Here is a 12,250-nt window from a genome sequence, read left to right as displayed (position 1 = left end):
AATGAACGCGGATTATGCCACGAGTGGGCAGCGATTAACTCCCCCGCGGCAGTAGCGGACAATGGCACAGATCGACCAAGGTATGGGCAGGTTTCGGCGCGTTTTTTTGCTATAGTGACGCGCTAAATTTTATGGGGGTAGACATGACTGCTTACGTACTTGGCCACAAAATTCCCGACAGCGACTCGATCTGCGGGGCGATCTCTCTGGCGTATCTGAAAAACGCCATTGGCGAACAGGCAGTTCCGGTTCGCCAGGGCGAGCTGAATCCAGAAAGCGCTTTCATCCTGGATAAGTTCGGTATCGAAGCGCCGGAACTGAAAACCGCCTTCGCCGGCGAAGAGGTCTACATCGTCGACTATTCCGACCTGGCCCAGGGCCCGGACGATCTGCGCCAAGCCACGATCCTCGGCATCGTCGATCACCACAAGCTGGGCGACATGACCACCAGCGCACCGCTGGAGTGCTGGATCCGTCCGGTGGGCTGCTCCAACACCATCATCAAAGAGATGTACGACTACTACAACGTCGAGATTCCGGCTCACATCGCCGGCATCATGATGTGCGCTATTCTGAGCGACACCGTAATCTTCAAGTCACCCACCTGCACCGAGATCGACATCAAGGCGGTAGAAGCCCTGGCCAAGATCGCCGGCATCGATGACTACAAGGCGTTCGGCGTCGAGATGTTCAAGGTCAAGTCACAAGTCGAAGGCACGCCGGCGCGCGAACTGGTAATGCGCGACTTCAAGGACTTCGACATGAGCGGCAAGCTGGTTGGCATCGGCCAGCTGGAAACCGTCGACCTGTCGGTATTCGACAGTATCAAGGCCGAGCTGGAGGCGGACATCGCCAAGCTGAAAGCCGAAGGCAATCGCCACAGCGTCTGCCTGCTGCTGACCGACATCATGAAGGAAGGCTCTGAGCTGTTGGTGGCCAGCGACGATCCGGCCCTCATCGAGGCGGCGTTCGCGAGCAAATTGAGCGACAACAAAGCCTGGCTCGAAGGCGTGCTCAGCCGCAAGAAGCAGGTCGTACCACCGCTGGAAAAGGCGTTCGCCTGATCCCTGTTACCCGGCGCCTGCAGTGGCGCCGGGTTGATTGCGGGCCTCGTCAGTGCTGGCGAGTCACCCCGCTTACCATTTCGTCGTAAACCTCACTCTGCTTGAGTGTCAGCGGCACCCGGTAATCCTCGAAACGGCGCTTGGCTTCGATGTAACTGTGGAACACCAGCGGCTGGCGTGAGTCGTCATTTTCCAGCGTATGCTCCTTACCACGAATCAAGGCACTGGCGGTGTAGATATCGCCTTCATTGGAAAGAATGTTAACCGCCTCTACCCGTCCGTTCTGAACTTCCTGACCAAAGGTTTTAACGTCCATCGAAAGCCTCCTAAGTGCTTTACGGATTGATGACCCTCCAGGGGTGATGCATACGACCGCCGGCAAATCCCGTTTGTTCCGCACAAATTGCGTTATCGCATTTTTCACCTTGCGAGTGATCCACCCTCTCCGGCCCGGCGTATACCGGTTAAACCAGCGTTAAACCCCGGGAGGCCTAACGATGAACACCCACCATGCAACTCCGGACAGTACCCAAGCGTCCGACACTACCCCTTTCGCCCGCCGCCTGCCCTGCCACAAGGTCGACGCAACCGCGCCGTTTCACTGGCTGGCGCTGGCGGTCAAGGATCTGCGCAAAACCCCGCTACTTAGCCTGCTGTACGGCTTGGCATTCAGTCTGATTCCCGCGGCAATTATGTATGTAGCGATTGCCAACCAGACCCACCTGACGCTGCTGCCAGCGGTGGTAGCATTCTCCCTCATCGGGCCGATCTTCGCCGTCGGACTCTATGATGTTGCCTGGCAGCTTGAAAAAGGAGAGCGCCCCTCCCTCGGTCACAGTCTGCGTTCGGTGATCCGCAATCCGGTCGGAGAGTGGGGCTTTGCACTGCTACTCACGATCCTGATGATCGCCTGGATGCGACTCGCCGCGCTGATCCACGCCCTCTATCCCTCCATCGGTGAGCCCTCGCTGGCACAAATGATGCCGTTTCTGCTGCTTGGATCAGTGGTCGGCGGCGTGCTGATGATCACCGTGTTCGCTCTCTCCGCCTTCACCCCGCAGATCTGCCTGGAGCGCCGCGTAGACCTGATGACAGCTGTGACCAGCTCGATTCACGCGGTGCGGGAGAATCTGGCGGCGATGACGGTCTGGGCCGGTCTGATTCTGGCGTGTGTGATGTTTGGCTTTGCCACCTCAGCCATCGGTTTCATCGTGGTGATGCCACTGTTGAGCTTCGCCAGTTGGCACGCCTACATCGCCGTGATCGCTACCCGGCGCGAACGCCATTACGAGTAAACCCATAACCGGGTGGCCTCCGTGGCCACCTCCCCTGCCGCTCAACCGGGAATCCAGCGCCATGCCTGATAGCAACGCCATCATTAACATCACCAATCTGCGTCTCAGAACCTACATCGGCTTCAATCCGGAGGAACAGACGAAACAGCAAGACGTGGTGATCAACGCCGAAATTCACTACCCCGCATCGCAACTCTGTCTAAACGACAACGTCGATGACGCTCTCAACTACCGCCACATCACCAAGAAGGTGATTCAACACGTGGAAGAGGGGCGCTTTCTGCTGCTGGAGCGACTGGTGGCCGACTGCCTGGGGATCTGCTCGGATCACCCCTGGATCAACTACGCCCGTGTACGGATCGACAAGCCGCACGCGCTGCGCTTCGCCGATTCCGTATCGCTGACGCTGGAATACCGGCCGCAGTAACGCTGTGGTCACACCGCCCCTGGAGGAACTCCATAATGCTAACTGAACACGCACGTCTGGTACGCGATTCCCTGATAGAGCAGGGTTTGGAAACACCGCTGGTGCCATCCCCCATGAACGCCGAGGAGAAATACCAGCGCATTCGCGGTCTGATGACCGAGGTGGTGGCAGCACTGGGTTTGGATCTGGAAGATGACAGCTTGCGCGAGACTCCACACCGCATCGCCAAAATGTACGTCGACGAGGTGTTTGCCGGGCTCGACTACAGCAACTTTCCGTCGATTGCGGTCATTGACAACAAGATGCGGGTGGACGAGATGGTCAAGGTGCGCGACATCTCCCTGACCAGTACCTGCGAGCACCACTTCGTCACTATCGACGGCTCCGCCACCGTGGCCTACATTCCCCGGGAGAAGATCATCGGGCTGTCGAAGATCAACCGTATTGTGCGTTTCTTTGCCCAGCGACCGCAGGTGCAGGAACGTCTGACCCAACAGATACTGGTGGCGCTGCAAACGCTGCTGGAGACCGATAACGTTGCCGTTTCCATCGACGCTACCCACTACTGCGTCAAGTCACGCGGAGTAATGGACGTTAACTCGACCACCTCCACTACCGCCCTGGGTGGCAACTTCAAGACCAACATCCATACCCGCGCCGAGTTCCTCAGCGGAGCACAGGCCCGATGAGTGCTCCGGTACTGATTACCGGCGTGGGTAAGCGGGCCGGCTACGCATTGGCGGAACGGCTGTTGCACAACGACGTGGCGGTAATCGGCACTTATCGCAGCGACTACCCGGAGCTATCGCGCCTGCGTGATCTCGGCGCGGTGTTGTACCCGGTAGACTTCTACCAGCCGCAACAGACCGACGCGCTGATAGACGCCCTGCTCCAGCGCTGTTCGCGCCTGCGGGCAATAGTGCACAACGCCTCCGACTGGCTACCCGATAATCATGACAGCGGACTCGCCGAAGTATTGAGCCGGATGATGGCGATCCACGTTGAAACGCCACTGCGCCTTAACAAAGCGCTAACGCCGCTGTTGCAGGCGATGGCGCCGGAACGGGCGGACATCATTCATATTACCGACTACGTTGCCGCAACCGGCAGCCGCAAGCATATGGCCTACGCAGCGAGCAAAGCGGCACTGACCAATCTGACCCAGTCATTCGCCGCCGCGCTGGCACCGGCGATCAAGGTCAACGCCATCGCCCCGGCGCTGTTGAGATTTAATGACCGCGACAGCGATGCCTACCGCCATCGCGCACTAAGCAAAGCGCTGATTCCCCGCGAGGGTGGATTCGACGAGTTGCTGGCGGCGGTGGAGTATCTGATGGCTAGCGATTACATCACCGGCAGAGTGCTACCACTCGATGGCGGTCGCCATCTGCGCGGAGTCTAGTCTGTGCCGGATCGGCTTCAGTGGGAGCGGAGATGGCGGTGTTCGGCGCGAAGCGGTCTTTAGTTCAGGGCCGGCCAGTATGGATTTTAAGCTATTTATCTGCGCTGATTGAAAGCCTCTCTTCCGCCCACCCGGGCGGCCCTATTCTTTGGCAAACGTTCCAAAGAACAGGGGAAGAAAGAACTACTTGTGCCTTATGTTCCCCTGGTTCCGCCGCCCTACGGGTCCACTGCGCGCGGCAACGGTGATTCTGGCGGATCGGACGGCACATGCCTGTGCCGCAATCCGGCTCGGCGTCCATGCCTCGCCCCGCGCTTTGCGCGGGCCTGATCGAATCCCCGTCGCCGTGCTCGTCGGCTCCAAAGGGGTTAAGTCGCAGCCGGGTTACCGCATTCCTACTCAAGCCAGAAAAGCAGATAGCGGCACCCTGAATGCGACTGGTACCCCCGCCCCTCCGAAAGCCGACGAGCACTGGATGCCCTTGAGGGTTTCAGCCCGTCAGGGGCAAGGCCCGGATGGCCGCCGCCGCAACAGTATGGCCAGGGACGGCCATTCTGTTGTGCCCCTCAAGGGTGTTCAGCGCGCAGGTCCCGCAGGGCGGCTTTTGCGGGCGAGTGCTTTCTTGCCTACTTCTTTATCACGACTGATAAAGAAGTAGGTCGCCGGGAGGCGAAACAGGGAATATCAAACCACTATGAAAACGAGCTTTGAAGCACCGACTTGCCGCAGCTAAGTATGTCCGCTCCGCGCCGAAACCAGCAGTCCCGCACCAACCCATGCAGCACAAAAAAGGGCTGTCAGTGACAGCCCTTTTCGTTGATCAACTCCGGATCATGAGATCTTAAAGCGCCCCACCAACTCCCGCAGGGTGTTGGCCTGTCGGGCCAGTTCGGCACCGGAGGCTCGGTTCTGCTCGGCGATCTCGGATGACTGCTGCGACTGATCGGAGATATGCACAATCCGCTGGGCGATCTCGTCGCTGACCTGATTCTGCTCTTCTGCCGCCGTTGCAATCACGGCACTCTGCTCCTGCACCGAGTGGATATGAGCGGTGATGGCATCCAGCTCTTCCGACGCCGCACGGGAGCGTTCCACCGCTTCCTGACTGCTGACATGGCTCGACTCCATCGCCTGCACCGCGGCAGTCGAACCCGCCTTCAGCTTCTCGATCATCTTGTGAATTTCATCAGTGCTTTCGTGGGTCTTGGTGGCAAGCGAGCGCACTTCGTCGGCAACCACGGCAAAACCACGCCCCTGCTCACCGGCACGGGCAGCCTCAATGGCGGCGTTGAGAGCCAGCAGGTTGGTCTGCTCGGCGATCCCCTGAATCACGTCGACGATAGAGGCGATCTCATGAACGTTACCCTCCAGTGCCTTGATCGCCTCGTTAGAGGAGTCGATATATCCGGCCAGGCTGTGCACCACCTGACGCGAGCTCTGTACTGTCGCCGCCGCATGGCGGGAGTTCTGGTCCGCCTCACCGGCCGAGCTAGCAGTATGCGAGGCACTTTGGGAGACTTCGTGCGCCGACGCCGACATCTCGCTCATGGCCGTGGCCACCTGGTCGGTTTCATCGTGCTGGCTCCGCAGCAGACCATTGATCTCGTCGATCTGGGCTGCCATGACCGACGTCCGTTCCGTCACCTCGTGGGCCACGTCACGCACCTGGCCGATCATCTGCTGCAAGCTGCCGACAAAAGCGTTGAAGCCGCGTGCCAGACGCCCCAACTCCTGCGGCCCCTCTTCGTCAAGGCGGGCGGTCAGATCGCCGTCCCCGGTAGCCAGGGTTTCCATCGACTCGGTGATGCTACGCAGCGGCTTCATGATGCTGCGGCTGATCAGCACCCCGAACACGATTGCACCGAGCAGCAACACAACGCTGATACCGATCAGGTAAGCGGCCATGTCACCTTGCGTCTTGCTGGCGCTGGTTTCGATCGATTCCACCACCGCATTGACGTCGTCCATGTAAAAGCCGGTTCCGATCATCAGATCCCAGCGATCCAGATACAGGGCATAGGAGAGTTTGGGCTCGGCCTCGGTGGCACCGGGCTTGGGAAAGTAGTAGGTCACGTAACCCCCGCCCTGGCGACCGGCGGCGATCAACTGCTGAACCAGCTTATTGCCCTGAGTGTCGGTCAGATCCCAGAAGTTATCTCCCAGGCCTTTGTCACTTTGGCCCAGAAATACCCGGGTGCCCTTGCTGGTGTAGCCAAAGATGTAGCCGCTGTCGCCGTACTTGAGGTTACGCAGAATCGGCAACGCCTGTTCCAGCTCGCCACCGCTTTCATAGATATCCTTGACCGCACTGTAGGCCATCTCCATGTAGGCTTTGGCCTCGGTGCGTTTCACCGCAACCAGGCTTTCACGGGCCTGCATCGATTGCTGTCGGGAGAGAGATTCGGTTTCAAACTGGGTGACGATCAGAAGCATGATCGCCAGTAACGTGACGGGAACCACAGCCAGCACCGTCAGTCTGGCTCGGATGGAAATATTCATAGGTTTACCCTGTATCTGCGTAAGGCTCCTGACGGCCTCTTTACAGCATTGTTTGACAAGGACGCGCACGACCACGCGCTTTTTCTTTACCCTTAGCGCCTTCCGTGGTCATTACTTATCCATTGCCTCCTGACCTGAGCCAAGACCGTAACGCGGGCAACATCACGTCGCGGCACTCTAACGGATCTTTAACTGCTCGCGAAGGTAATTTTAGCGGAATATCATCGAAGCGTGACGAACATCAAAAATTGATCCTTTGTCGGACAAACGGATCGATTCGGGGCAGTAATAATTGGTCTTAATCAGCCATGATCCCCGCGGCTGTGACCACATCCGGAGCATGGCCTAACGCCGAGATAGCACTACAGATTAAAAAACACCTTAATACCAACCAACACGCTGTTCATCGCCACCGCGGCCAAGATCAGACCCATAACCCGGCTTACCACGCTGGCCCCGGATGCCCCGATCACCTTACCCAGCCGCGGCGCCAGCAGTAACAGCACCAACTGGCAGGCCAGTACCGCCAGCAGCACGCTGGTAGTTAGCAGTTGATGCTCGATTTCAAACCGGTGTTTATCGGTCAGAAGCACGACCGCCATCATCGCTCCAGGGCCAGCAATAGCCGGTACAGCTAGCGGAAAAATCGCCGTGTCGTTAGCGCTTTGCAGAATTCGTAGTTCCTCTTCTGGCTTACTCTCGCCAAAGACCATGTTGAATGCGAAAGCGAATAGCACCAATCCACCCGATACCTGAAACGCGGCTAAGGGCACGCTCATCGCTTCCAGCAAGAATTGGCCGGCAATAATGAAGAACAGCAGCACACCTGCAGCGATGGCCACCGCCTGAACCGCAATGCGCGCAAGATCCTTGTTCTCATGGCGACGGGTAACCGCCAAAAACACCGGCACCGTTCCAATCGGATCGATAACCGCCCAAAGCAGTACAAAAATTTGGACGATTTCAGCCACCATCACTCGACCTCTTTCCTGCTAAACCGATGTGCGGCCTTGGGCTCACCTTTCTGATACACCAACGCCGAGCCGATCCGCACAACACCCAGCACCAGGATCAGTGCCGACAAGGCTAAGATCATCTCTGGCTTGAGGTCATGTTTGAATAATCCAATCAGCACCTCGCGCACCACAAACACAAGCGCAGCATCGATAATGAAAGTCAGACGCAACTTTCGAGTATGGAAGTACTCAACCAGTGACCGAGACAGCTCTACCAACACATACAGCGTCAGCACGTCAGAAATCAGATCGATATAGTGTCCGGTGATTCCTTTCAGGCTCATCAGGTCCCACAGATCCCGCAACAGCATGAAGGCACCGATCGCGATGCCCAATGTGATAAACAGCAGGATGAGCCCAAAAACGGCATCAACAAAACGATCAAACCAGCGCTGCAACGGCTTGAGAAAGTGGCTCATAAAGGCAAACTCCCCTCAGTCGACAGACTCGTAATGGCGGTCACCAGTTTGCGATGAGGAAACGGAATTTCGATATTCTCCTCATCAAAGGCCCGCTTAATCTGTTGATGCATGCTGTTTTTCAGTTCCAGAAAACTTTCGCGCTTACCCCACACAGAAAATTGCAGATCAACGGAAGATTCGCCAAAACCCAGTACAATAAATACCGGCGCCGGATCGATCAGACATATCGGGTTAACCTCAGCTACCCGATTGAGCACTCCCCTGACCCGTTCGATATCCTCTTTATAGGCAATCCCAATTTTCAGATCCGCCCGGCGTATGGGAAATCGGGTCAACGTAGTGACGTTGGAGCGGATCAGTTTCTCGTTCGGAATTCGCACATACAGGTTATCGGGGGTTCGCAACTTGACCGACAGCAGGTCTATCCCCACCACTTCGCCGGTAACGTCTTCGACCTTGACCGTATCACCCATGGAGAAAGGGTTTTCCCAAATCAGAAACAGACCACTGATCAGGTTCGACATCGACGTCTGCGAGGCGAAACCGACCGCGACCGACAGGATACCGGCAGCCCCAAGCACCACACTGAGTTCCAGTCCGAGCTGATTTAGCGCGGATACCAGAAAAATCGCCAGCACCAGGTAATAGACAATGCGCCGAAACACCATGGTGCGGTGGCTGCTGAAACGCTTTTCCAGCAACCGCTGTACCGCAGAGGCTGCCAACCGGGCGACGGTATATCCCGCAAGCACGAAAAAAGCCGCCCGGGCAATGGTCCAACCTAACTGAAGATAATCACTCTCTGCCATAAGACTCAACCAAACAATACGTTAAGGGAGTGCACCAGCCCCGAACGGACGGTCTGCCGCGGCGCACTTACCGGCTCCAACTGCGCCGCGGCGCCGACTGGCTGACGCTCGATGGTCAATGCCGAAGGCTCGTTCTGCTGCTCGCAGGAGATGGTCACCGGCTCGGTCCAAAGGCGCCCGTCGCTATCGCTGAACAGCGACAGAAAACTGACCGGCAGGCAGATCTTGTCAACCACCAGCGGCTTGGATGACTGGTTACGAAGCAGCACCGGGGTCACTGCACGAATCGCAGAAACCGACACTTCGTCCAGAGTCAGCCGCGCGTTGGTCCGCGAGGCATAACAGAGCTCGCCCTCACGGGTATTGGCACCAAACCAAGTATCGGAAGGGCGGATAATCGGCAGATCGAGCATCAGGTCCGAGGCCCCCTGCAGGCGCGCCTGCAGCCACAGTGGCGAGCCCACAAACACTTTGATCTGCTGACGGGGATGCAGCATGAAGCGCGCTACCGGCTTGCTGACCACTGCACGGTCGGCCAGCGCTGGGCGCACGTCGATGTGGGTAGCCGACGGATCGGTGAGGTGACGCACTAGCTCGAAGCCGGCAATCCCCTCCAGCGCCGCCGGGTCAGCGATCTCGCTGACGGTGGCGGTCTCGTCATCGCTGAGAGCGTCACTATGGCTGTAGAGTCGATACTCCCGCTCGTGGCGACTGACCAGCAGCACCATCGGCCCCACCTGCCAGCGGCACGCGGCACCGTCGTCCAGTAGCCGTGGCGTCCACCAACAACGTCCTGATTGTTGCGGCTGCTCCACCGCCGTTCCTCCCACGGTTAGGTTCATCCGGCCTGCGGCCTCCGTGCCGGTCCGCTAACGTAGCGATCCACTCCTTTCAGCAGACGGCCAAGGATGTCGGCTCCGGTGATAATCCGCCGACTGCTGTCGGTCCAGACCAGAATCACATCCTTGACGATCGCCTCGTCACCGTTATGGCCAGTGCTCTCAGTCAGTTTCAATTCCAGCATAGCCGCTCCGAGGGTTTCGGTCTCTCGGTTGACCACCAGCGGACGATGGCAGTAAGCCAGCGGGGGCAATTGCTTGTCCGGCTCCAGCAGCGCGTGACGCAGAAAACCATCGGCGTCGAGCACCCAGTGCGGCAGCCCTTCCCCATCGGTCAGTACCACCCAGGAATAACCGGAACGATTGACCGCCTGCAAAAACGGATCCTCGGCACGACGCTGAAATTCAGGAAAATCCAATCGACCGTTTTTCTCCACCAGCGGGATTACGCTAAGTGCGTCGATCGGCTCTCCCTCCAGACTGGCGGGAAGATCATCGATGGCCAGAAAATTTAGTGCGCCGACACCTTCAAGTGCATCGACCTCGGCATCTGCCGATTCCACATACTTGCGCAACATCGCCCGCAAATCGCGTTCAAGCATATAGTCGATGCCCTCTTTGCCCAGCCAACTGTCAAGCAGCAACGCACAGGGCTTTGCCAGGGGCCAAAGCAGCAGCTGATAAAAGCGCAACAGAGGGGCTAGCCACGAGGCCATGATTTTGGCATTGCGTGAGAAGTACGCTTGAGGGCCTATCTCCCCGAACAACGTAATCGCAAAGGTGGAAAACAAAAAACCAGCCAGCCCGGTCATCACAGAATTGGAAAGCAACGTCAGCAGTACATTGATACCCACGTTGCCCCACAAAATGGTGGTCAACAAAAAGTTGGTATCCTGTCGCAACAGCAGAACTCTAGCCGCTTGCTTGTCGCCACGCGCCGACTCGATCTCCAACTGCATCCGGCTAAGACTGAAGAACGCCAGATTCAATCCGGAAAAACAGGCCGACTGCGAGATACAGAACAGGATACCCAGCCAGATCAGGCCATCGCCCATGGTTTAGCTCCGGTATGTGCGCCTCAGGCGCTCTGAAAATAGTAGATGGCGTAGCGCCCCGCTATGGCACCAGCACCAGGGCACCCAAACCCAGAAAACTCACGAACCCCACGATATCGGTCACCGTGGTTAGGATCACCGATCCGGAAAGTGCCGGATCGATCTCCATTCGATCCAGAATCATCGGGATCAGCACGCCTGCCAGCGCGGCCGCAAGAATATTCACCGCGATAGCCACCCCGATCACCAGCCCCAGTGGAATACTGGAGAACCAGACCGCGGCCACAAGCGCGATCAACAACGCCCACAGCAGGCCGTTAACCGAGGCGACCCCCACCTCCTTGTAGAGCAGTTGCCGCAGGTTGCCACGCGAGATCTGATTCAGCGCTAAACCACGAATCATCAGGGTGAGCGTCTGGCTACCGGCAATCCCCCCCATCGACGCGACCACCGGCATCAGTACCGCCAGCGCCACCACCTGCTGCAACGTGGCCTCAAACAACCCGATCGCCCAGGAAGCCAGAAACGCCGTCAGCAGATTGATACCCAGCCAGGTGGCACGACGGCGGGAACTGCGCAGCACCGGCGCAAACAGATCCTCCTCCTCGTTCATGCCCGCCTGCGCCATCAGCTGCGCTTCGAACTGTTCGCGTTGAATATCCATCGCATCGCGCAGGGTGATCCGCCCCAGCAGCCGGCCCTGTTCATCGACCACCGGCAACGCCGCCCAGCCGCAGCGCATCACCGCTTCGGCGGCGTCGCCCAGTTCAATATCACCCCGCAGGACTTCGGCCTCTTCATCGGCCTCACCGCTCAACGGCAGGTGCCCGGGCAGGGTATAGAGATTTCCGGTACGCACGGTGCCGCTGTATCGGCCCGAGCGGTCGTACAGATAGAGGCTATCGGTATAGGCCGGCAACTCGCGGCGCAACAGCCGATCAGCGTCCTGCACCCGCACGGAGGCGGGCAGAATCAGCAGCTCGTGGTCTACGTAACGCCCGACCTGGTGGTTGTCGTACTGCAGCGAGCGCTCGAAATAGCGCCGCTGCTCTTCATCCATGCGTGACAACGCCGCCTCGACCGCACTGTCGGGCAGCGAGTCCGCCAGTTCGATCAGGTCCTGAGCATCGAGCCCAGCCAGCAGCTGTTCCCGCACCTCCTCGGCCATCGCATGGAACAGGGTGGTGCGCGCCTCGCCACGCAGCGCCACCAGCACGTGGGGCTGCTCATCGGCGGGGATCTGTTGCCAGCGCCGATAGCGCTCCTCCTGGGGTAGCGCTTCGAGCAACAGTGCCAGCTGCTCGGCGTCCATCTCGTCGAGGGCCGACTCCATCACCGTCGGGCGTTCCCCTTCGGCGGCCTGCTGCAGCCGGTCTATCACTTGATTCAGTTCATCGGTCACGGCAGAGATCCTGTCGGTAG

13 protein-coding genes are annotated in these 12,250 nt (G+C 58.5%); 5 read left to right on the top strand and 8 right to left on the bottom strand.

Going from position 1 to position 12,250, the window contains the following annotated elements:
- Positions 1-143 precede the first annotated feature (143 nt).
- On the top strand, positions 144-1,064 hold the full coding sequence (locus JJQ76_RS00555; protein WP_210394637.1) for a manganese-dependent inorganic pyrophosphatase: 921 nt from the start codon (positions 144-146) through the stop codon (positions 1,062-1,064).
- Between the two features lie 49 nt (positions 1,065-1,113).
- On the opposite strand, the gene JJQ76_RS00550 is transcribed toward JJQ76_RS00555, so the two are convergent.
- A complete protein-coding gene (locus tag JJQ76_RS00550) occupies positions 1,114-1,380 on the bottom strand; it encodes a DUF6482 family protein (protein WP_210394636.1) in 267 nt (88 codons plus the stop codon).
- Between the two features lie 181 nt (positions 1,381-1,561).
- Between JJQ76_RS00550 and JJQ76_RS00545 the strand changes: the two genes are divergently transcribed.
- The 4 genes from JJQ76_RS00545 to folM all read left to right on the top strand — a co-directional run bounded on the left by JJQ76_RS00545 (position 1,562) and on the right by folM (position 4,188).
- Positions 1,562-2,359: a DUF2189 domain-containing protein gene (locus JJQ76_RS00545; RefSeq protein WP_210394635.1), complete on the top strand. Its 798-nt coding sequence runs from the start codon at positions 1,562-1,564 to the stop codon at positions 2,357-2,359.
- Between the two features lie 61 nt (positions 2,360-2,420).
- Positions 2,421-2,786: a dihydroneopterin triphosphate 2'-epimerase gene (folX, locus tag JJQ76_RS00540; protein WP_210394634.1), complete on the top strand. Its 366-nt coding sequence runs from the start codon at positions 2,421-2,423 to the stop codon at positions 2,784-2,786.
- A 35-nt stretch (positions 2,787-2,821) separates the two neighbouring features.
- A complete protein-coding gene (gene folE / locus JJQ76_RS00535) occupies positions 2,822-3,475 on the top strand; it encodes a GTP cyclohydrolase I FolE (RefSeq protein ID WP_210394633.1) in 654 nt (217 codons plus the stop codon).
- On the top strand, positions 3,472-4,188 hold the full coding sequence (gene folM / locus JJQ76_RS00530; RefSeq protein ID WP_210394632.1) for a dihydromonapterin reductase: 717 nt from the start codon (positions 3,472-3,474) through the stop codon (positions 4,186-4,188). Before folE ends, folM begins: the two co-directional genes overlap by 4 nt.
- Positions 4,189-5,019: 831 nt before the next feature.
- Here the strand turns inward: folM and JJQ76_RS00525 are convergent.
- From JJQ76_RS00525 to JJQ76_RS00495, 7 genes are all read right to left on the bottom strand, one after another.
- Positions 5,020-6,687 (bottom strand): methyl-accepting chemotaxis protein, encoded by a 1,668-nt coding sequence (locus JJQ76_RS00525; RefSeq protein ID WP_210394631.1) that lies wholly within the window; start codon positions 6,685-6,687, stop codon positions 5,020-5,022.
- Between the two features lie 362 nt (positions 6,688-7,049).
- Entirely contained in the window at positions 7,050-7,661 is a 612-nt protein-coding gene (locus JJQ76_RS00520) for a MarC family protein (RefSeq protein WP_210395472.1), read from the bottom strand.
- Complete coding sequence (locus JJQ76_RS00515) at positions 7,661-8,122, bottom strand: phosphate-starvation-inducible PsiE family protein (protein WP_210394630.1); 462 nt, start codon at positions 8,120-8,122, stop codon at positions 7,661-7,663. Before JJQ76_RS00515 ends, JJQ76_RS00520 begins: the two co-directional genes overlap by 1 nt.
- Complete coding sequence (locus JJQ76_RS00510; protein ID WP_210394629.1) at positions 8,119-8,934, bottom strand: mechanosensitive ion channel family protein; 816 nt, start codon at positions 8,932-8,934, stop codon at positions 8,119-8,121. Before JJQ76_RS00510 ends, JJQ76_RS00515 begins: the two co-directional genes overlap by 4 nt.
- 5 nt (positions 8,935-8,939) lie before the next feature.
- Positions 8,940-9,776, bottom strand: a complete 837-nt coding sequence (locus tag JJQ76_RS00505; RefSeq protein WP_210394628.1) for a hypothetical protein — start codon at positions 9,774-9,776, stop codon at positions 8,940-8,942.
- A complete protein-coding gene (locus tag JJQ76_RS00500; protein WP_210394627.1) occupies positions 9,773-10,828 on the bottom strand; it encodes a DUF21 domain-containing protein in 1,056 nt (351 codons plus the stop codon). Before JJQ76_RS00500 ends, JJQ76_RS00505 begins: the two co-directional genes overlap by 4 nt.
- A gap of 61 nt (positions 10,829-10,889) precedes the next feature.
- Positions 10,890-12,230, bottom strand: a complete 1,341-nt coding sequence (locus JJQ76_RS00495) for a magnesium transporter (protein ID WP_210394626.1) — start codon at positions 12,228-12,230, stop codon at positions 10,890-10,892.
- Between the last annotated feature and the right edge of the window lie 20 nt (positions 12,231-12,250).

The sequence above is a fragment of the Motiliproteus sediminis genome, from assembly GCF_017912535.1.
In the GTDB taxonomy this organism is placed as follows: domain Bacteria; phylum Pseudomonadota; class Gammaproteobacteria; order Pseudomonadales; family Balneatricaceae; genus Motiliproteus; species Motiliproteus sediminis.
The sequence above is the reverse complement of the archived record's forward strand: the minus strand, read 5'-3'. Positions and strand labels throughout refer to the sequence as shown.

Excerpts from the sequence above, each read along its gene's own strand:
- JJQ76_RS00545 (WP_210394635.1), top strand. The coding sequence starts at position 1,562 with ATGAACACCCACCATGCAACTCCGGACAGTACCCAAGCGTCCGACACT.
- JJQ76_RS00515 (WP_210394630.1), bottom strand. The coding sequence starts at position 8,122 with ATGAGCCACTTTCTCAAGCCGTTGCAGCGCTGGTTTGATCGTTTTGTT.
- JJQ76_RS00550 (WP_210394636.1), bottom strand. The coding sequence starts at position 1,380 with ATGGACGTTAAAACCTTTGGTCAGGAAGTTCAGAACGGACGGGTAGAG.
- JJQ76_RS00510 (WP_210394629.1), bottom strand. The coding sequence starts at position 8,934 with ATGGCAGAGAGTGATTATCTTCAGTTAGGTTGGACCATTGCCCGGGCG.
- JJQ76_RS00505 (WP_210394628.1), bottom strand. The coding sequence starts at position 9,776 with ATGAACCTAACCGTGGGAGGAACGGCGGTGGAGCAGCCGCAACAATCA.
- folX (WP_210394634.1), top strand. The coding sequence starts at position 2,421 with ATGCCTGATAGCAACGCCATCATTAACATCACCAATCTGCGTCTCAGA.
- folE (WP_210394633.1), top strand. The coding sequence starts at position 2,822 with ATGCTAACTGAACACGCACGTCTGGTACGCGATTCCCTGATAGAGCAG.
- folM (WP_210394632.1), top strand. The coding sequence starts at position 3,472 with ATGAGTGCTCCGGTACTGATTACCGGCGTGGGTAAGCGGGCCGGCTAC.
- JJQ76_RS00520 (WP_210395472.1), bottom strand. The coding sequence starts at position 7,661 with ATGGTGGCTGAAATCGTCCAAATTTTTGTACTGCTTTGGGCGGTTATC.
- JJQ76_RS00500 (WP_210394627.1), bottom strand. The coding sequence starts at position 10,828 with ATGGGCGATGGCCTGATCTGGCTGGGTATCCTGTTCTGTATCTCGCAG.
- JJQ76_RS00555 (WP_210394637.1), top strand. The coding sequence starts at position 144 with ATGACTGCTTACGTACTTGGCCACAAAATTCCCGACAGCGACTCGATC.
- JJQ76_RS00525 (WP_210394631.1), bottom strand. The coding sequence starts at position 6,687 with ATGAATATTTCCATCCGAGCCAGACTGACGGTGCTGGCTGTGGTTCCC.